General features: G+C 47.3%; 17 protein-coding genes, 1 pseudogene and 1 riboswitch. Of the genes and pseudogenes, 15 read left to right on the forward strand and 3 right to left on the reverse strand.

Features of this window, described 5'->3' with window-relative positions:
• Nucleotides 1-76 precede the first annotated feature (76 nt).
• The 10 genes from NYE24_RS04350 to NYE24_RS04395 all read left to right on the forward strand — a co-directional run bounded on the left by NYE24_RS04350 (nt 77) and on the right by NYE24_RS04395 (nt 9,665).
• A complete protein-coding gene (locus tag NYE24_RS04350; protein ID WP_076153746.1) occupies nt 77-664 on the forward strand; it encodes a TetR/AcrR family transcriptional regulator in 588 nt (195 codons plus the stop codon).
• Between the two features lie 167 nt (nt 665-831).
• A complete protein-coding gene (locus tag NYE24_RS04355; RefSeq protein ID WP_051494070.1) occupies nt 832-1,464 on the forward strand; it encodes a universal stress protein in 633 nt (210 codons plus the stop codon).
• Between the two features lie 35 nt (nt 1,465-1,499).
• The gene (locus NYE24_RS04360) at nt 1,500-4,352 is read left to right on the forward strand and encodes a Na+/H+ antiporter subunit A (protein ID WP_342478148.1); all 2,853 of its coding nucleotides are present in this window, start codon (nt 1,500-1,502) and stop codon (nt 4,350-4,352) included.
• Entirely contained in the window at nt 4,343-4,675 is a 333-nt protein-coding gene (locus NYE24_RS04365; RefSeq protein ID WP_036701470.1) for a Na(+)/H(+) antiporter subunit C, read from the forward strand. Before NYE24_RS04360 ends, NYE24_RS04365 begins: the two co-directional genes overlap by 10 nt.
• Nucleotides 4,672-6,147, forward strand: coding sequence for a Na+/H+ antiporter subunit D (locus NYE24_RS04370; RefSeq protein WP_036701471.1), 1,476 nt, complete (start codon nt 4,672-4,674; stop codon nt 6,145-6,147). Before NYE24_RS04365 ends, NYE24_RS04370 begins: the two co-directional genes overlap by 4 nt.
• A 5-nt stretch (nt 6,148-6,152) precedes the next feature.
• The gene (locus tag NYE24_RS04375; protein WP_342478149.1) at nt 6,153-6,635 is read left to right on the forward strand and encodes a Na+/H+ antiporter subunit E; all 483 of its coding nucleotides are present in this window, start codon (nt 6,153-6,155) and stop codon (nt 6,633-6,635) included.
• Nucleotides 6,635-6,928, forward strand: a complete 294-nt coding sequence (locus NYE24_RS04380; protein WP_036701474.1) for a Na(+)/H(+) antiporter subunit F1 — start codon at nt 6,635-6,637, stop codon at nt 6,926-6,928. Before NYE24_RS04375 ends, NYE24_RS04380 begins: the two co-directional genes overlap by 1 nt.
• Nucleotides 6,918-7,277 (forward strand): monovalent cation/H(+) antiporter subunit G, encoded by a 360-nt coding sequence (gene mnhG / locus NYE24_RS04385; RefSeq protein ID WP_036701476.1) that lies wholly within the window; start codon nt 6,918-6,920, stop codon nt 7,275-7,277. Before NYE24_RS04380 ends, mnhG begins: the two co-directional genes overlap by 11 nt.
• Nucleotides 7,275-7,407, forward strand: a riboswitch (cyclic di-AMP (ydaO/yuaA leader). It overlaps the preceding gene by 3 nt.
• A 7-nt stretch (nt 7,408-7,414) precedes the next feature.
• Nucleotides 7,415-8,227 (forward strand): alpha/beta hydrolase, encoded by an 813-nt coding sequence (locus NYE24_RS04390; protein ID WP_342478150.1) that lies wholly within the window; start codon nt 7,415-7,417, stop codon nt 8,225-8,227.
• A gap of 79 nt (nt 8,228-8,306) precedes the next feature.
• Nucleotides 8,307-9,665 carry a TrkH family potassium uptake protein gene (locus tag NYE24_RS04395; RefSeq protein WP_342478151.1) on the forward strand — a complete coding sequence of 453 codons (1,359 nt, stop codon included), beginning with the start codon at nt 8,307-8,309 and terminating at the stop codon, nt 9,663-9,665.
• Nucleotides 9,666-9,746: 81 nt separating this feature from the next.
• Here the strand turns inward: NYE24_RS04395 and NYE24_RS04400 are convergent.
• The 3 genes and pseudogenes from NYE24_RS04400 to NYE24_RS04410 form a co-directional block, all read right to left on the reverse strand.
• Nucleotides 9,747-9,860: pseudogene (locus tag NYE24_RS04400) on the reverse strand (GNAT family N-acetyltransferase); the annotation flags it as partial.
• A gap of 20 nt (nt 9,861-9,880) precedes the next feature.
• Nucleotides 9,881-10,690 (reverse strand): arsenite methyltransferase, encoded by an 810-nt coding sequence (locus NYE24_RS04405; RefSeq protein ID WP_036701480.1) that lies wholly within the window; start codon nt 10,688-10,690, stop codon nt 9,881-9,883.
• A 59-nt stretch (nt 10,691-10,749) separates the two neighbouring features.
• Nucleotides 10,750-11,199 (reverse strand): MarR family winged helix-turn-helix transcriptional regulator, encoded by a 450-nt coding sequence (locus tag NYE24_RS04410; protein WP_036701481.1) that lies wholly within the window; start codon nt 11,197-11,199, stop codon nt 10,750-10,752.
• A 131-nt stretch (nt 11,200-11,330) separates the two neighbouring features.
• Between NYE24_RS04410 and NYE24_RS04415 the strand changes: the two genes are divergently transcribed.
• The 5 genes from NYE24_RS04415 to NYE24_RS04435 all read left to right on the forward strand — a co-directional run bounded on the left by NYE24_RS04415 (nt 11,331) and on the right by NYE24_RS04435 (nt 20,195).
• The gene (locus NYE24_RS04415; protein ID WP_036701483.1) at nt 11,331-11,657 is read left to right on the forward strand and encodes a metalloregulator ArsR/SmtB family transcription factor; all 327 of its coding nucleotides are present in this window, start codon (nt 11,331-11,333) and stop codon (nt 11,655-11,657) included.
• Between the two features lie 117 nt (nt 11,658-11,774).
• Nucleotides 11,775-13,064, forward strand: coding sequence for an arsenic transporter (locus tag NYE24_RS04420; RefSeq protein WP_342478152.1), 1,290 nt, complete (start codon nt 11,775-11,777; stop codon nt 13,062-13,064).
• Nucleotides 13,065-13,085: 21 nt separating this feature from the next.
• Nucleotides 13,086-13,505 carry an arsenate reductase (thioredoxin) gene (gene arsC, locus NYE24_RS04425; RefSeq protein WP_342478153.1) on the forward strand — a complete coding sequence of 140 codons (420 nt, stop codon included), beginning with the start codon at nt 13,086-13,088 and terminating at the stop codon, nt 13,503-13,505.
• Nucleotides 13,506-13,916: 411 nt separating this feature from the next.
• Complete coding sequence (locus NYE24_RS04430; protein ID WP_076162308.1) at nt 13,917-14,450, forward strand: 3'-5' exonuclease; 534 nt, start codon at nt 13,917-13,919, stop codon at nt 14,448-14,450.
• Nucleotides 14,451-14,840: 390 nt separating this feature from the next.
• The gene (locus tag NYE24_RS04435) at nt 14,841-20,195 is read left to right on the forward strand and encodes a sugar-binding protein (RefSeq protein ID WP_342478154.1); all 5,355 of its coding nucleotides are present in this window, start codon (nt 14,841-14,843) and stop codon (nt 20,193-20,195) included.
• The last annotated feature ends 98 nt before the right edge of the window (nt 20,196-20,293 follow it).

The following is a 20,293-nucleotide window of genomic DNA, read 5'->3' on the forward strand; positions in this document are numbered from 1 at the left end:
TCTTGCTATGAAGTCAATAAATATATAACATAAGGGTATACTGTTTCATAAATACCGGAATTAGGTGGAATATATCATGAATGGCTTTGAAAAACGAAGACAACAGAAGAAAAAGCAAATTTTAGAATCGTTAACGGATATGGTCATGACGAGAAACTTTAAAGAGATAGGCGTGCGCGAGATTGCACAGCATGCAGGTGTCTCTCCGGGATCCATCTATAATTTTTTTGGCAATAAAGAGGAGCTGGCCAAAGAAGTTTTTTACCATCAAATGGAGGAAGAGGGTAAAGATTTCATCCAAATGATGAACTCAGACCTGCCCTTTGAAGAAAAGATGAATAAGATGTATGAGGTATCGGTGAACAATCAGGAATCCATAACCAGCGAAGGGATGAAGAACTTTATCTTTACAGATCCGGCATTCAAAGCATATGTTGAGCAGTATGCCAATACTGTTGCCATCCCAGAAATCATGAAATTAATTGAACAGGGGAAAGCTGAGGGGAAAGTAACTGGGGGCGTATCTGCAGAAGCTATTATGATTTTTATGAACGGAATTATCACTATGCTAGGCAATCCGTCCATTGCTGAGAACTTAACTGTTGACTTAAGAAAAGAGTTAGGAAATCTATTTCTGTATGGGGTATTGGGCAAGAAAGAGTAGTGTTCTCCGGATGGAGAGGACAATATACGCCGTCAATATTCTTTACTTTCTCTCTTGAGAACTATATAATAAAGCCAATTGTATACTGAAGTACCCGGAGGAGCCTGCCAACAGTGGGCTCTTTTTGTGTTTTTACCTGGAAAAAATTAACTTACGGAGGATTTGAAATGGAAATGAAGCTGGAGAGTATTATGGTGTGTGTGCATTACGGGCCCCATGGACAACGGTTGATTCAGAGAGGCGGCGAGCTGGCCAGAAAGCTTCAGGCTCCGCTTACTGTTCTTACTGTTGATGCCAGCGGAGATGGTGAATATAATCACGAGAAGCAGTTGTACCTCTCCGCTTGGGAGCAGCAGACCCAGGATGCCGGAGGGCAATTTCTGAACCGTAAGTGCAACGGGAAAAAGACAGCTCAGGTCATCGTGGAAACTGCTCAAGAATACCAAGTGACACAGATTGTGCTGGGGCAATCCAGCCAAACCCTGTGGCAGGAAATTACACGCGGCAATTTCATCAATGATCTGATGGAGCTGGTCGGCACCATTGATCTTCATATCGTTGCCGTTCAAAGGTATCCCGAGCTTCTGGAGCAGACACATGAACGGGGATTTACTGCCTATCTGGCCAAAAAAGGCGACCGCTATATTTTAATGGAGGAGAATACTGGCAGCGAGGCGATAAAGGGCACCTTCTTCCGGGAATTGGATACGGATTTTAATACAGGTCTCTTTAAAATGGTTACCAATGGCGAGGCACAATATTTAAGAATTGTACAGAATGAATGGGTCAAGCCGAAGTGAGCACTATAACTATAGATAGAAAGGGGTACTGAGCCGTGCTGCATATCATAATTCTTCTTCCGTTTCTACTATCCGCGCTGTTACTGCTGACCAGACAAACTGCGCGCTTCCATCTGGGATGGCTCGTCCTGCCCCTGCCAGCGGCGCTATTCCTGTATTTGCTGACGAGGATTCCTGTGATCCGTGCAGGAGATTCTATAGTAGACACCTTCGCCTGGATGCCGTCTTTTGGAGTAAATATCACCTTGATCCTGGATGGGCTAAGTCTGATCTTTGTCCTGCTGATTTCGGGAATGGGGGCACTCGTTGTGCTATACTCCATTTTTTATCTCGACAAACAGACGGAGGGAATCCGGCGGTTCTATATGTACCTGCTCATCTTCATGGGCGCCATGCTGGGGGTAGTGCTGTCCGATAATCTGATCGTACTATACGGGTTCTGGGAACTTACCAGTATATCCTCATTCCTGCTTATTGCTTTCTGGTACGGGCGGGAAAGATCCGGTTATGGGGCACTCAAATCTATGCTGATCACCGTGTTCGGCGGACTTGCCATGTTTGCCGGATTTAATCTGCTGTATGTGATGACCGGTACTTATAGTATCCGGGAGATTATTGCATTGGCAGGAACCATCACGGATCACGCTATGTTTATCCCGGCTATGCTGCTGATTCTGCTGGGTGCCTTTACGAAATCGGCTCAGTTTCCGTTCCATATCTGGCTGCCGGACGCCATGGAAGCTCCGACTCCGGTCAGCGCCTATCTTCACTCCGCTACCATGGTCAAGGCAGGGATTTATCTGGTGGCCAGGCTTACTCCTGTCTTTGCGGGGCAATCGGAGTGGTTCTGGCTGGTGTCTGTAACCGGCCTGCTTACTTTGATCTATGGGTCGTTCAAAGCGATCCGGCAAACAGATCTCAAAGCCTTACTGGCCTATTCTACGATCAGCCAATTGGGCCTCATCATGTCACTCTTTGGTCTGGGATCAGCAGCCGGCTTTGCCGGCGGAAGACAAGACGCGATTTTTTATACGATGGCTACTACAGCCGCGCTGTTCCACCTCATCAATCATGCTGTGTTCAAAGGCAGCCTGTTCATGGTGGTAGGCATCATCGACCATGAGACCGGCACCCGCGATCTCCGCAAGCTTGGCGGACTGATGTCGCTTATGCCGATTACCTTCTCGGTCGCACTAATGGGGGCGTTCTCCATGGCCGGGCTGCCTCCATTCAGCGGATTTCTCAGCAAAGAGATGTTCTTCACTGCGGTACTGAATATCCGCGAGTTCGATATTCTGAATTCTGGATTCTGGCTGCAGCTCTTTCCTGTCATTGCCTGGATTGCGAGTGTATTTACTTTTGTATACAGTATGATTCTTGTATTTAAGACCTTCGGCGGCAAGAAGCATTCAGACAAACTGGACAAAACGCCGCATGAAGCTCCACTAGGACTCTTGCTGGCACCCGTCATTCTGATTTCTTTTACACTGGTGTTTGCCTTTTTCCCGGATCTGGTCTCGGTCACGCTGATTGAGCCGGCAATGGCCTCCATACACACGGGGATGCTCTCTCCGGGGGAGAGCTTTGAGACTTCTATTCATTTCTGGCATGGCTGGACACCCGAGATCTTCATGACACTTGGTGTTGTAGCAGCCGGAATTCTCCTGTTCAAAAGCTATACCCGGCTGCGGGTGCTGGACCGTGAAGCCAGGGGGCGGAATACGCTTAACCGGGTGTATGATGCGTCGCTCCGTCTACTGGAACGGGGGTCCGCGCGTTTGACAGATGCCTATATGACCGGCTCTAACCGCCATTATTTACTGTATATCTTCAGCTTTTTGATCGTGGCTGTGCTTAGTGTTCTCCTCCGGGAACCCGGGATCAGCTTTGGCATGAAACAGTATGCGGACTTATCCTTCTATGAATGGGCCGTTATTGTAACGATGCTGCTGGCAGCCTTTGCTGTTCCTTTTGCCAAATCACGGGTCAATGCCATCCTGTTCACCGGCGGTGTCGGGTACATGGTGACGCTGCTGTTTGTCCTTTTCCGGGCACCTGATCTTGCGCTGACCCAGATGATTATTGAGACCGTGTCCGTCATCCTGTTCCTGCTCTGTTTCCGGTACTTGCCGAAGCTGAAGAAGCAGAAGGAGAACATGCGCTTCAAGCTGCCTAACCTGATCATCTCGCTTGGTGTGGGTGTAACAGTGACGCTGGTCGCTCTGGCAGCAATGGGCAGTAGTCCGTTCGCGTCCATCTCCGAGTACTTCTTACAAGAAAGCTACGCTCTGGCAGGCGGAAAAAATGTAGTTAACGTCATTCTTGTAGACTTCCGCGGATTCGATACTTTATTTGAGATCATGGTGCTTGGTATCGCTTCGCTGGGCATTTATGCCCTTGTCCATCTGAGAATGGAAGAGGAGCCTAAGCGAATTGATCCGCAGCTGGCTGTACCTCTGCGCAGTAATGATGTGATTCTGCAGACGATGTCCAAAGGAATTGTCATCATCATTCTGATCTTCTCCCTGTATCTGTTCTTTGCAGGTCATAATCATCCGGGGGGAGGCTTCATTGGCGCATTGATGACTTCCGCAGCGCTTATACTGATAACCATCGCTTTTGGCATGGATCAGATTCGTAAAGTGTTTCCTGTAAACTACCGCCTGCTCACGGCAGCAGGGCTCATGCTGGCTATTCTTACAGCTTCAGGCTCATTTCTCTTTGGTGTCCCTTTTCTGAGTCATTCCTTCGGACACTTCCATCTTCCTATCCTTGGAGATGTCGAACTGGCAACAGCTGTGCTATTTGACTTAGGCGTCTATTTAGCAGTGGTAGGAGTTGCGATGAACATTATTTTAACGATTGGAGGGGATAAAAGATGGAACTAGTAATGGCGATAGCAATAGGCATTCTGTTTACTATAGGGGTGTACCTGATTTTGTCCAAAATCCTCCTGCGGGTTGTCCTGGGAACCTCCTTACTGACGCATGGTGTACATCTGCTGCTTCTGACCATGGCCGGACTCAAGCGGGGGGCAGCTCCTGTGCTGGGTAATGAGGAGACTTATGTCGACCCGCTGCCGCAGGCTCTGATCCTGACCTCTATCGTGATCAGCTTCGGCGTAACTGCCTTCTATTTCGTGCTTGCTTACCGCTCTTATCAGGCCTTAGGTACGGATGAAATCGACAGTATCAAGGAGGTCAAAGAATGAATAACCTTCTGGTTCTGCCTATTCTGATTCCGTTATGTACAGCGGTGATTCTGATTCTATTCAAAGAGCAGATACGCCTTCAGCGGGGGATTAGCGTAGTTAGCGGTATCCTTACTATCCTTAGTACAGCCTTGCTGGTTACACGTGTACATGCTGATGGCATTATGACCTTACAAATGGGAGGGTGGGTCCCCCCTTACGGGATTGTATTTGTTGGAGATATGTTCGCTTTACTAATGGTGATGATGGCTTCCATCGTAAGCTTCGCCATATTGCTCTATTCCTTCAGCAGCATTGGAGAGCAGAGGGAGCGGTATTATTATTATACTTTCTTTCATTTTTTGCTGGTCGGGGTATACGGCTCTTTCCTTACGGGAGATATTTTCAACTTGTTCGTCTTCTTTGAGGTGATGCTGATTTCTTCATATGCCCTTATCTCCCTTGGAGGGACCAAGCTGCAGTTACGGGAGACAGCGAAATACCTGCTGATCAATATTGTGTCGTCAACGTTGTTTGTAGCAGCTGTAGCGTATCTGTATGCGGCAGTAGGGACGCTGAATATGGCGCATTTGTCACAGCGTATTGCTGAAGCGGGGCAAGGCGGTATATTGAACGTAATTGCTGTGCTTTTTTTAATCGTCTTCTCCTTAAAAGCGGGGCTGTTCCTGTTCTATTGGCTCCCGGGATCGTACGGCGCACCGCCTTCGGCGATCAGGGCACTATTTGGTGCTCTTCTTACCAAAGTAGGACTATATGCCATTATCCGCACGTTCACCCTGATGTTTGTGAATGATACCAGTCTCACGCATAGTTTGATCGCCTGGATGGCTGCGGCAACCATGATTCTGGGCAGCATAGGGGCAGTGGCCTACAAGGATATCCCTCGGATTCTTAATTATAATGTCATTATTAGTGTCGGATTTGTGGCTTTCGGGCTTGCTGCAGGTACCGGGGATTCGCTGAACGGAGTCATCTTCTATCTGCTTCACGATATGCTGGCTAAAGGGCTCCTGTTTATACTGGGCGGATTAATCATCTCCGCAGCAGGAACAGATCGTTTGAGTGGAATGGGAGGCATGATTAAGAAATACCCGCTCCTGGGCTGGATGTTCTTTATATTGACCCTTGCTCTGGTGGGGATTCCGCCGCTGAGCGGTTTTGCCGGAAAGCTGCTGATCATCCGCGGAGCTTTGGATGCCGGTATGCTGACACTGTCTCTTATCGGTCTCGGCTCAAGCTTTATGGTGCTGTATTCCTTAATCAAGATGTTCAGGCTGGCCTTCTGGGGAAATGAACCTGAGAGAGAACTGCCTGCTGTGAACCTGAAGAGAGCTTCTGCTGTCGCCGCTGCACTGCTTGTGCTTGTCATTGCAATGGGTATTGGAGCAGATGCTCTATATGCCTATGTAGCACAGGCCGGAGAGGTTCTGGCTTCACCTGCGGAATACATTCAAGCCATACTGAAGGAGTAGATATAATGACTCTACAATTCTTGTTTAATCTGTTAGTTGCTTTATTGTGGATGGCAATCAATAATAGCAGCTCCGGCGCCACTTTTCTTATCGGGTTTCTGCTCGGCATAGGGATGCTGCTGTTATTCAGAAGATCCAAGCCCCAGGCCCGGCCATTTTATTTAAAACGTCTATGGTCCATATTGAAGCTGCTGCTGATCTTTATCCGCGAATTGACCATCTCGAACTTTGTGGTGATTTATCATATTCTTCGTCCGAAGCTGGCGATCCGCCCTGGAATATTCGCCTATGAGACAGCCTTAACCTCAGCCTGGGAAGTTACACTGTTGTCTTGTCTGATATGTCTGACTCCTGGCACGCTAACTCTCGACGTGTCAAGGGATGGGAAGACCTTATATATTCATGCTATTGACATCAAAGATGCTGAGGAAATGGTGAAGCAGATCCGGGGGAATTTCGAACAAGTGATCATGGAGGTGACCCGCTGATGGTCTCCGTACTATTAACTACCGCATTGACCATTCTGGGAATGGCCATACTCGCGTGCCTGTACCGGCTTCTGAAAGGACCTACCCGTTCGGATAGGGTGGCGGCCCTAGATACGATAGGCATTCATGTACTGGCTATGATTACTGTCATTAGTATGCTGCTGGATACCCGCAATTTTCTTGAGGTAATTCTGGTTATCGGTATTCTGACGTTTATTGGAACCACTGCACTCGCAAGGTATATCGAACGTGGGGTTGTTGTGGAAGAAGGAGGGGAACTGCATGACAGGTGAGTTGTTTAGCTCGATTCTAGTAGTGCTGGGCGCCATTTTTTGCGGCATTAGTGCCTTTGGTCTGATCCGGCTGCCCGATGTCTATCTGCGTTCACATGCGGCCACCAAAAGTGCAACGTTCGGGGTGTTATGTTTATTGGGCGGCGGCTTCCTTTACTTTTGGTTCAAAGATGGAGAGATCAGTGTCAAGCTGCTGCTGGCGATTCTTTTTGTATTCATCACTTCACCGGTCGCAGGCCATCTAAATGGCCGGGCGGCCTACCGTTCGGGCGTTCCCTTGTGGAAAAACAGCATACAAGACGATCTGCTTACCCATACGGAAAGAAGTAAGGAGCAATCTGAGAAATGATATTTGCCGCTGAATTCCTGTAAAGGAAACGGGGGAACCAAAAGTTCCGGGGTGAATCTCGAGAATATCGAGTAGGGCTACTCAGGTCCGAATCCGTCAGCTAACCCCGTAAGCGTTCATGAGAGGGGAATCCTGCAGTGCCTATTGTTGATGTCAACGGAACAACCTTGTATTATGAGATATCGGGTAGCGGTCTGCCCATCGTTTTTATCCATGATTATTCGACCTCCCACCATCTTTTTGAACCACAGGCGGAATATTTCAGTAAGCGCGCGAAAGTAATTGTCTATGATCTAAGAGGAAACGGGCTGTCGGGGAAGATGAATGTTGAGATTGGCCGGATCTTAGACACTCAAGTTGAGGATCTAAAGGCATTATTAGATAAACTGGATGTAGAAAAGATTGTAATTGTAGCCTGCTCCACTGGAGCTATACTTGCCCAGAAGTTCGCCTATCTGTTCCCTGAGCGGGTGATTACCATGATTTGGGTGGATAGTTATTTTCAAGGTGATTACTCTGCTAGTGGAAGTAAGTTGAAAGAAGCGTTGCAGTTCTGTGCCTGGATTTCTCATTATCTCCCTGCTGAAATGTTTATCAAGCCTTTACGTATCACCTATCACCGGTGGCTCTTGGCTTACCATATCTTGAGAAAAGAGCTTATGCATAAACGGACGACAGAATGGATTAAGCAACGCATGGCGTTGAAGTATTCGGACGGTTACGGGTTTGCGCTGCGGCTGCAAATTCCGGTGCTGATCGTGTCAGGTAATCACAATGAGCGGGTGTTAGAGCAAGTTAAAAAAACAGCGGCTAAGTATCCCAAAGCTCATTTAGCGATCATCGAGAATGCCATGTATCCTAGTCACCTATGTCAACCGCAATTATTTAACCGGCTTTTGCTCGATTATCTAAAGGACCAACAGTGTTTTCAACAAGAGCTACCTGGCTGATGCTCTCACTGGACACACAGCCTTGAAGGTGACGCAGCGCTGTTTATTTACGAAAAGAATCATTACAGGAGCCAGTGATATGTTTAAAAAAAGGTGCCTTTGGTTTACTCGAAAACTCAGTCTAACCTCATCAAGAATTATTCTTTTAGGTTTTGCTGTAACCATCATTCTGGGGACAATTATGTTGTCCTTACCGGTATCTTCATCCACCGGAACTAGTGTGGGATGGCTAAATGCATTGTTTACCTCAACTTCAGCTGTGTGTGTCACTGGACTGGTGGTGCTGGATACAGGAACCGACTTCTCCAACTTTGGACAAATCATTATCCTGCTCCTCATTCAAATCGGAGGATTAGGATTCATGACGTTCAGTGTTCTAATTGCCGTAATTCTGGGGAAGAAGATTGGGCTGAAGGAGCGTTTACTCATCCAACAATCTTCGAACTCCATTGAAACACAAGGGGTCGTCCGGTTATCACTAAGCATTGTGCTGATCTCATTTATCTTCGAAACTCTTGGGGCATTGTTGTTGACCGTCCGGTGGGCAAATGACCTGGGTGTTGCCAAAGCCTTATATTATGGAATTTTCCATTCCATCTCGGCCTTTAATAACGCAGGTTTTTCATTATGGTCGGATAGTCTGAGCCGGTATGTCGGTGATCCGTTAGTCAATATTGTCATTTCATTTTTATTTATCATTGGTGGAATTGGATTTATTGTGATTCTGGATCTATACCGCAAGAGAAGCTGGAAGGCTCTGTCTTTTCACACAAAAATCGTGCTAATCACTTCAGGAGTGCTTTGTTTTGCAGGGTTTCTGGTCATATTTGTGTTTGAGCTTTTTAATACCAGAACATTTGGTACACTCACATGGGGGGAAAGAATCTGGGGTGGATATTTCCAGGGAGTGGTTACCCGCACAGCGGGGTTCAACTCCATTGATATTGGTGCGATGTTACCGGCGTCCCAGTTCTTTATGATCTTTCTGATGTTCATAGGAGCTTCATCAGGCTCGACAGGCGGGGGGATCAAGACGACCACCTTTGCGGTACTCATATTAAGCATCTTCTCAACCATCAAGGGGAATGCTGATGTGCAGCTGCTAAAAAAACGGATACCTCAAGATCTTATTTTCAGATCATTGGCTGTAATGACCATCTCCTTAGGCCTTGTTCTTGGAGCAACCTTTTTATTAACAATTACTGAATATACCCGCCATACGGATATTCTTGCTCTTTTATTTGAAGCTACATCAGCCTTTGGAACCGTGGGCATGTCCATGGGCTTAACCCCTGATCTGTCACCGATTGGTAAATGTATCATCATAGTTATAATGTATATTGGGAGACTGGGCCCTTTAACCTTAGCCTTTGCCTTGGCACAAAAAAGTGTTAAACAGAAGTACCGTTACCCAGAGGACAAGTTGCTGATTGGTTAGTAAGTAGGGAGTAGTTGGAACTGATTAAAAGGAGAAGTTCTTCCGTTTACGGGTAGAACTTCTCCTTTTTTATCTTCATTTTTATAGTAGAAGCTTCTCCATAATCATCACATCAATAAACGTTTTGTCTATAATCCCCTGCTTCTCCAATAGACCCACCTGCCGGTAGCCCATCTTCCGATACAACCCTTGACCACTCTCATTAGATCATCTCCTTAAGATTGTTTTCTCGCTTTAATCACAGCAGAGACGATGTATTGCTCAACGTTCGCACCGGGAACCCAATCTTTGATAAATGTTCTGGATTCGTCTTTGGGCTCAATATGGATCTCAGTAAAGCCGCTTTCCTGAAGCATCATCTCCAGATCAGAAATGAAAGAGGCCCCGGAGATACAACCCGAATATAATTCGCCCAGGTCATTTTTGATTTCGGGGGGTAGCTCAGCTGTAGTTACAATATCAGAGATGGCCAGACGCCCTCCGGGCATAAGAACGCGATAGGCTTCACGGAATACTTGCTGCTTATCAGGCGAGAGGTTAATCACACAGTTGGAGATTATGACATTAACCGAGTTGTCGGCCGCCGGAAGATGTTCAATTTCTCCCAACCTGAATTCGGTATTATTAAACTTACCTTTAATGGCATTATCTCTTGCCCGGCTAATCATCTCAGGAGTCATATCTACACCGATAACATGGCCTTGTTCACCTACCTGCCGGGAAGCGAGGAAGCAATCGAACCCGCCGCCGCTCCCGAGATCCATAACATGTTCACCAGGCTTCAGCTCAGCAATAGCCTGGGGATTACCGCAACCAAGACCTAAATTTGCGCCTTCAGGAGCTGCGGCCAGATCCTCACTTGAATATCCCATTTTAGCAGATATGGCATCATAATCAGTTGGGCTGTCACAGCAGCTGTCAGCAGAGGAGCAGCAGGAGGAGGCAGGTTCGGCCTTTTGTACAGCAATGGTTTGATAACGTCCCCGTACATTTTGGCGGATTTGGTCATTCGTAAGTTTGTTCATGAATACACACTCCTTATCATTAAAATAACTTGCAAGTTACAAATAAAAGCCAAGGGAAATCACCCTTTAACAGGTGCGCAGCAATTGCTGGATTTCCCCATAGCATCGTTGAAAAGCTTGATGGATCGTAGCAATGTTTCTACTTCAAACTCACTCATATGCGAGAAGGCTTCAATCAGGTATTCATTCATTTGTTGATCAATAGTTGCAGCCACCAGTTTTCCTTCGGAAGTAAGGGAAAGGGTATAGATTCTCCGATCGCTGGGTTCAGGTGTCTTTTCTACCAAATTCATTTTCACCAACGACTGGACTTGTCTGCTGAAGGTGGTAATATCCGTGCCCAGTGCTTCGGCAACTTGCTGCATGGAAGGATTGTGGCTCCGGGCGATCTCATAAAGCAGATGGCTTTGGGCCGCGGATAGTTTACATCCCCTTACACTGCAGCAGTCCTTATTGAGAAGCCCTAAGCGCCGGGTCATGATTTGAAATAGTTCTCGTGGGGTTTCCATGTGTTCACCTCTTGAACTGGTTATACCGCAATTGATTGCAAAATGCAAATATTATTTTCATCTGGTTGCTAATTGGCCATTAAGGTCTTAGAATATAAGTATTGCCTTATATAGATGGGAGGAGCTTTTAAATGAATGTACTAAATGAACTTGCGGAAGATTTAAAACTCCTTGGAGATAAAACACGGCTCACGATTCTAACCCTTTTAAAAGAACGGGAGTGGTGTGTATGTGAATTCGTGGATCTTTTTGACATCTCCCAACCAGCCGTAAGCCAGCATCTGCGCAAATTGAAAAGCAGCGGATTGGTTAAGGAACAAAAAAAAGGTCAGTGGGTGTATTACTCTTTAAGCATTGAAGATAAGCCTCATGTTGCGGCCATTCTTCAGCTTACACCGGATACCAGCTTCATTCTATCCAGTTTAAACAAGCCGTCTGGTGCTGCCTGCTGCGAGTAATATTTTGATATTGAATATATAATCATATAATTATATAATGATGTACGTTATTATACTTAAGCATTTGAAGGGAGTGCTCTGCAATGTGTTATATAGACATATAATGGGGGAGATCATTTGGTAGTTTTAGCGAGTCTTATATTTATCGTCACATTAATTTTTGTCATTTGGCAGCCTAAACATCTGTCCATTGGCTGGTCTGCCTGCGGCGGAGCGTTACTCGCCTTACTTGTCGGTGTCGTCAGCTTGAATGATGTTCTGGATGTTACGCTGATTGTGTGGAATGCCACACTGGCCTTTGTAGCAATCATTTTGATCTCCCTAATCCTCGATAAAATTGGATTCTTCGAATGGGCTGCTTTACATATGGCCAAAGCTGCTAGCGGGAATGGAACCCTAATGTTTATCTATGTCATCATTCTGGGTGCTGTAGTAGCGGCATTTTTTGCTAATGACGGAGCAGCGCTCATTCTAACACCAATTGTGCTGGCTATGGTCCGTGCGCTGAATTTTGATGAGAAAAAGGTTTTTCCGTTCATCATTGCTAGCGGGTTTATAGCAGATACTACGTCTTTGCCCCTGGTTGTAAGCAATCTGGTGAATATCGTATCGGCTGACTTTTTCGGACTAACCTTTATGGAATATGCCGGACGGATGTTAATGCCTACCTTATTCTCCTTAGGGGCAAGTATTCTCGTGCTTTATTTCTTCTTCCGCAAAAGCATTTCCAGAAACTTTGACAGCTCCCAGCTGAAAAATCCGGCGGAAGCTATCAAAGATAAGAAGATGTTCAAGCTATCCTGGTGGGTATTAGCAGTTCTGCTGGCAGGGTACTTCGTGAGTGAGTTCCTGAATATCCCAGTGTCTGTTGTAGCCGGGGTTATCGCAATCTTTTTCCTGCTTATGGCAAGGAGAAGTCCAGCTGTACCTGCAATGGAAGTGGTGAAGGGAGCACCTTGGGCGATTGTTTTCTTTTCCATCGGTATGTATGTTGTCGTATATGGTCTAAGAAATGCGGGTCTTACGAATGTGTTAGCTGATGCCATCCAGGCCGTTGCCGATCAAGGGCTGTTCGCAGCAACGATGGGGATGGGCTTTATTGCCGCGGTGATCTCCTCCATAATGAACAACATGCCTACTGTAATGATTGATGCACTGGCCATTGATGCCACGAACACTTCCGGACTGATTAAAGAAGCTTTGATTTATGCAAATGTTATTGGTTCTGACTTAGGTCCGAAGATAACACCCATTGGTTCACTGGCTACCTTACTGTGGCTGCACGTGCTTTCCACCAAAGGAGTAAAGATATCCTGGGGAACGTACTTTAAAACAGGCATTATTTTGACGATCCCTACGCTGTTCATCACACTGCTTGGTTTATATATAACATTGACCCTATTTTAAACTCGAAGGAGATTGAGACTTATGGATAAGAAGACCATTTACTTTTTGTGTACAGGAAACTCCTGCCGGAGCCAGATGGCGGAAGGATGGGCCAAGAAATATTTGAGCAATGACTGGAATGTTTACAGTGCCGGCATTGAGGCTCATGGTTTGAATCCGAAAGCCGTTCAGGCGATGAGTGAAGTAGGTATAGATATCTCAGGTCAAACATCAGATATTATTGATCCGCAGCTGCTGAACAGCTCTGATCTCGTTATTACATTATGTGGAGATGCAGCAGATAAATGCCCGGTTACCCCGCCTCAGGTGAAACGGGAGCACTGGGGATTCGATGATCCGGCGAAGACTCAAGGAACTGATGAGGAGAAGTGGGCGGTCTTCCAGCGGGTTCGTGATCAAGTGGGCGAGCGCATCAAACAATTTGCTGAAACGGGTGAATAGTCTTATATCCAGAAAAATAATTATTGTCGCTGGACAATAACACAGTCCTATAAGATCCGCGCCCAGCGCGGTTTTTTTGTTTTAATTGAGACAGGGGGAAACTTTCTGGATACAGCCAATAATTATGCGATATGGAACGAAGGCTGTGTTGGCGGAGAAAGCGAGTCTTTGCTTGGCGAATGGATGAAAGAAAGAAAAAACAGAGCTCATGTTGACGATAACAAAACTGAACTTGAGGAGACCTTGGAGACTTTTGATTGTTTGGTTAAAGCTGGTAAAGTAAGAGCTATAGGCTGCAGTAATTACCGGTTTTCCAGGCTGTTGCTGCAAGCGGTCTAACGCAATTGGAAGAAAATTTAGGCATAGCCCGGAGCGATGGGTCTATCGATTCGAATTACAAAAGGAGTATATATGAACTATATCATTTTTGATCTGGAAGCTACTTGTTGGGAAAATGACCGCAAAAGGCAAAACGAAATTATTGAAATCGGAGCCGTAAAACTCAATGAAAGGCTGAAGACTGTGAGCGAATTCCAAATTTTTGTCAAGCCTGCATTAAGCCCACAGCTTTCTGATTTTTGTAAGCGGCTTACCTCCATTTCTCAGACGGATGTGGATGCTTCAATATATTTTCCGCAGGCAATCTATCAATTTCGAGAGTGGATAGGTATTGAACCTCATATCCTCTGCTCCTGGGGGTTTTATGATAAAAACCAGTTGCAGAAGGATTGTGCACTCCATCAAATCGCAAGTGAATGGACGGATAACCATATCAGTCTCAAGCATCAGCACGGGAGGATGATTGGCAAGGAGCGGGGCGTAGGCATGGAGAGAGCTTTGACTATGCTTAAACTGCCGCTTGAAGGTACTCACCATAGGGGTATCGATGATGCCAAAAACATTGCGAAAATATTCGTTAAAATTTTTGACCAATTGAAGTTTTGATAAAAGCGGATCAAAAATACGCAGGTAGAGCGACATTTCAAGTGAATATGGTCATTACAGATAATACTCCATCCAGAAGGGATTCTGAGGGAATTGTAATAGTCCATTTGAGCAGAGGCAGCCAAACTATGGCTGCTTTTTCATTGCGCTAACGGAAAACGTTAGTTGAATGACAATCTCAAACAAATCTTGAATGTCGCCCATGTAGATTGATACTTGAATAAATTGCGAAATTCTACATAGGAATAGGGTGAAATAACAACAAATTTACGGAGGAGGAAATAATGAAAGCGCTATTATATCCGTTGCGATGAAGTAAGCTATTGAAGCCTTGGTGTATACGATATGGTAAGCCGTGAGCGCACGGATCGAAAAAAAGGAGGATTTTCAATGATGTCAAAACGATTTGGCAGAGTGCTCGCGTTCCTCTGTTGCTTGCTAATGGTGGCGTCACTAATGCCTACCAGCTTTGCCGCCGCCACTGACAACAACGAGTATACAGAAGCAGTTAATGGCGACAGCAGTTCTACAGCTCTTACAAGCTTGCAGACAAATGAAATGCCGACCGCCATTTTTGGAACTCCCGAACTCGGGTCAGACGACCCGCTGTGGGCCCTGACCATGGAGCATCTCATCAACAAAAGCACTGTGCCCGGCGACCCCAGGCCCCATTCCACAGGCACAGCCAGGATCCTTTGGGACCAAGACTACCTGTATGCCCGTGTAGTCGTGGAGGACAGCAATCTATATCAGGGACCCGGCAATGATTATCAGTACGACGGCCTGGAGTTTTATGCCGGCGCTGGAACCCAAGGCGCGAATCAATGGCGCATCAGCGCGACAGGCGTGTTTTCAGGGCAAAACGCTCCCGGAAGAGCTGCATGGACTGAGATCACGGACACAGGATATATCGTGGAGATGAGAATACCTAAAAGAACCTTGAACTTGCAGGCAGGCCCGTTTACCTTTGAAGTGTATATCAATAACTCGTCGGAAAAGGGCGGTGACCGCTATGAAGTCGTTTCCTGTTTCGGAACTCCGGACGCGGCTTACAACAATGCTGCTTCTTTTACAAACAGCCTGAATCTCATTGACGCTAGTGGAGCGGACGACAGATTCTCAATCACTGCCACGGCGGAATCGGGCGGCCGGATAACGCCGAACGCACCCGGCAATGTTCTGAGAATTGCTAGCGGCTTAGACAAAACCTTTACGGTTACCTCCGATTACGGCAAAATTGTAAATACCGTAAAGGTAGACGGAGAGGACGCAGCTCTATCCGATGATGGCACTTATACCTTTTCAAATGTTGTCGCTAACCATACCCTTCAAGTGACATTCAAAAATGATTCGACCGCGGAGTTGCTTCCCTTTATTGTATGGAATGACAACTTCGCCCGTGGAGAGTACACGACGGCTGTCATCATTGACTTAGGCGAAGGGAAGGCGGCGGAAGGCTCCAAGCTTAATCCGGGCTTGTTTACCGTCTCGGCTAGGAACACGACCCTGAACGGCGACTCGGTAACCTTTGAAGGGACGCGCAAGATCTCTAGGGTATACGCCAATGACGAACCGAAGGTACGCGGCTATCTGGGGACGGTAAGCCGTTCACCGGATTATCAGGACGGACTGGAACGCGGCCGTTACATCGTAGTTGAGTTTGAGTTTTATTCTGAGAGCGGCGGCAATATAACGCTGGATGGCAACATGAACTCAACAAAACAGGTTTACAGCGTCGTCCAAAACGGCGGGATCATACTGACAGAAGGGGAGCCGCTTAACTACGCGGTTTTTGAACAGGAAAAAGTTGCGAATCCGATCCTTGACCAATTCACAGCACCTACGGGCAATTCAGTTAATCGCGCGCTCTACCTTCACAAGGATGGAAACGGTGAGGTGTCGCGGAGCTTGCCGTTGTATGTCTATACCCACGGCATGGGACGCGGCGGCACAAGCGCTGCGACTGACCCAAAAGCGGCGATGAAATCAGCCAACGGCTCGGTCGCTCTGATGAAAAAAATGGAAATAGATCCCGGGAAATACGCCAGCCATATACTGAATATTTCCTATAATGGCACGAGTACTCCCTCCACAGCCAATGTTAAGAAGGTTATAGACGACCTGGTTGGCAGCGGTGCAGTAGACCCTAACCGTATTTATGCGGCGGGCTTCTCATGGGGCGGACAGTATACGAACAGCTTAGTTAACGCTTATCCCGGCTTCTTCGCGTCCGCCGCACCTATGTCTCCGGTAAGCGGCTCACCGAACGCGAACGCCAACTACGTTCACACCAACCTGGCCTATTGGATGTTTATCAATGAGTATAACGTTGGAGGATACCAGACTAACCTAGCTAACTTCATAACCGCCAATATGCCGAAAATGATCAACGCGAGAGCTTCGCGCTTTGCGAGCAATGAGGCTCTAATATGGCCTTATAATCAATTTGATCAGCCGAATCAGAAACCGAATCCGAACCATTCACCTGTCCTGAGTGATTCGGTGGCCCACGAAGTTGAAGCGGCGGTTCTTTACAACGACATAACGATGGGGACTTGGAGCATAGCGCCAACAGCGCAGTCCTCTAACTTGCCGGCTTGGAACAATGACTACACTGATGTCTTTGATTGGATGTTCGCGCAGACCGCAGCAAACAATCGGCCTGTTACCGGATACGGTTCACCTGTATTGGGCACAAACGACAAACTGTGGGAACAAGCTGTGGAGTTTGACATAAACAACAGTAGCGCACCCGACCAGAAGATAGGTCCCAAGGCCACCGGCAAAGCTAAAGTATTTTGGGACGAAGACTTTCTGTATGCACGCGTTGTGGTTACCGATCCGAATGTGTGCGTCGGTCACACGCCTGGCACTGAGTACATGACCGACAGTGTGGAATTTTATGTCGGTGACGGAAGAAGCGGCTCAAACCAGTGGCGTATTGGCGCAAGCGGTATTTTCTCAGGTCAAACCGCTGCGGGCCGCGACGGTTCGGTTAAACGAACGGACACCGGGTATATCGCAGAAGTGAAGATACCTAGAGGAACCATTGAATTCACGAGCAATTCCCCGATTACGTTTGATGTGTACATCAATAACTCAACTGGTGCGGGGAATGACCGTTATGAGGTTATATCCGCTTTAGGTAAGCCCGACGCGGGTTATGGCAGTTCTGACAGCTTCAAGAATAGCTTGCTGCTGCTTGGGGGCTCCACGGTATCCAGGCACCCCGTTAACGCCACGGCAGGATTAAACGGCACCATCTCGCCATCCGGCTTGATTCGGGTAGCTGACGGCGGAAGCCAATCCTTTACATTCACTCCGATCAGCGGTTATGTCGTGGATACAGTAACTGTAAATGGTGCGTCTGTAGAGATTGCAAACAATACCTATACCTTGAAAAACGTGAACACCGATGACAAGGTAATCCATGTTACATTCAAACCCGATCCGGCCGCAACGTTACTTAACTTTATCGTATACAACGATAACTTTGCCACCGGTGAATTTACCACAGCCGTTATCATCGATCTGGGTGCGGGAAATGAAGCTGTGGGTGCCGACCTTAGTTCAAACCTGTTTACAGTCTCGGCGAGGAATACTCTGCTGAACGGTAACCTGGCATATCAAGGCACACGCACCGTCAATAGAGTATACGTCAATGACGAACCTAGACCCAGAGGGTATAAGGGGGTGAACCAGAACTCCCCGGATTATCAAGCTGGACTTACTAAAGGCCGCTACATCGTTGTAGAATTGGAATTTTGGACATTAACCGGCGGACAGTCCACTTTGGAAGCATCCAAATCCACCATCCAGAATTACAACATTGTATCTAGTGGCGATATCAAGCTTGATGGTAAGGCTGCCATTGTTAAGTCGTCTTTCGCACAGTCAGGTACCGTCAATGAAATCATCGACAAATTTGAAGTGGGTCCCAAAATTGACAAAGCGGAAGCGATGCAGTATGGACTCTATATTCATAAGGACGGTAACGGCGTTCCGGTAAAAGGGCTTCCCCTTTACATCTACGCTCACGGTTCTACCCGCGGCGGTACACAGGACGGGGATACCTTTGCGCCCATCAGGTCCGCCAACGGAGCCACCGCGCTTATGAAAAAAATGGAGAAGAACTCTAAATATGCTAGTCATATAATCGCTTTGCGGGCTCAAAACAACGTTCAGGCAACACCCGCTACCTTAAAGGCTTATATCGATGATCTGGTAAGAAAGGGACTTGTTGACCCCAACCGTATTTACATGGCAGGCTTCTCTATGGGATCCGCTTATACGAATACTTTCTTGACGGCATATCCCGATTTGCTCGCAGCCGCGGCGCCTATGTCTTATCCGCCATCAATCAACGCGAAACAAGCCGAAACTCTTAAAAACTTTGCATACTGGTCATTCGTTAACACAACTGATTCTTCAACAATAAAAACAGGGGCGGAAACTTATATTGCAAATATAATGCCCCTATTGGAAAACGCCAGGCACACGTTCATCGACAGAAATGAAATATTCGTTTGGCCTTATGACCAATGGACAAAGGCGGAAGCACCTGTTAATGGAACCAATTGGATTCCTTCCGGCCATGAGATGGAAGCTTCAGTTCTGTGGAACAATATTTCAGGGTACAAGGATACTTTGTCCAATGTAGGTTCCAACAAGGAGTGGAGCCTTAAACCTACTGCGCAGTCCTCTAAGTTGCCGACTTGGAACAATGACTACACTGACGTCTTTGATTGGATGTTCGCACAGAGAAAAACGAGCGTACCCAATCCTTCTGGTGGCAATACGGGTAATACCGGCAGTACGGGCAACACCAGCAATACGGGCAATACTGGCAATACAGGCAATACCAGCACCGGGACAGTCACTGGATCGTTGAAGCCGACCTACACAGTGAACACACCGAAGGATAAGCCCGCGGTCACGGACAAGAACGGCAACACCACCCTACCCGGCGGCGGCGAGATTGTGACCAAGGGCGGGACGAAGATTAAGGTACCCGAAGGTACGACTATAGACTCAAAAGGTAAGGTGACCCTTCCGGCGGGCAAGAGCGCCGAAGTGACACTACACGGCGGCGCGAGTGCCGGCTTAGACAAAGGCATGTCGCTGAACATCCATGAGGGTACGGAATTTGTGTTCGATGACGACACCCCGCTGGGCTTCCTCGTGGTGTCTGGCAATCCTTTCAGGGATGTCAACATGGACGACTGGTTCTACAGCTACGTAAACTCCGCTTACACATACGGTCTTTTCAACGGCACGACGTCCACGATGTTCTCACCAGGCACCTCAATGACGCGTGCGATGTACGTGCAGGTACTGGCCAATCTAGAGAACGTTAACCGCTCCGGCTACACGAATTCCCGCTTTAGAGACGTGCCGGATGGGCAGTGGTACACGGCGGCAGTCGAGTGGGCGGCCGAAAGCGGCATAGTCAACGGTATAAACGCAGACCTGTTTGAACCCCATTCACCGATGACACGCGAGCAGATGCTGGTGATGCTGTACAATTACATGAAGTACAAAGGCTATGAGATACCTGCAAGCCACTCTAAGTCCTTCGCAGACGAGAGTCAGATCAGCCCATGGGCGTTGAAGGCCGTTCAGGCACAGCAGGGCATCGGAATTGTATCAGGCAAGCCGGACAACTTCTTTGCCCCCCAAGCCACCGCCACCCGCGCTGAAGTAGCTACTATCTTTATAAAGTTCATCGAATATCTGGCTAAGTAAAAGCGTAAACAGAAACATGAGGACCCTTTCGGCTGGGCAAGATCCAGCCGGAAGGGTCTCTTTTCAGCAATCCTGACTACAAGAGAAGGAAAAGCGTC

This window comes from Paenibacillus sp. FSL H7-0350 (assembly GCF_038593195.1).
Lineage (GTDB): Bacteria > Bacillota > Bacilli > Paenibacillales > Paenibacillaceae > Paenibacillus_AQ.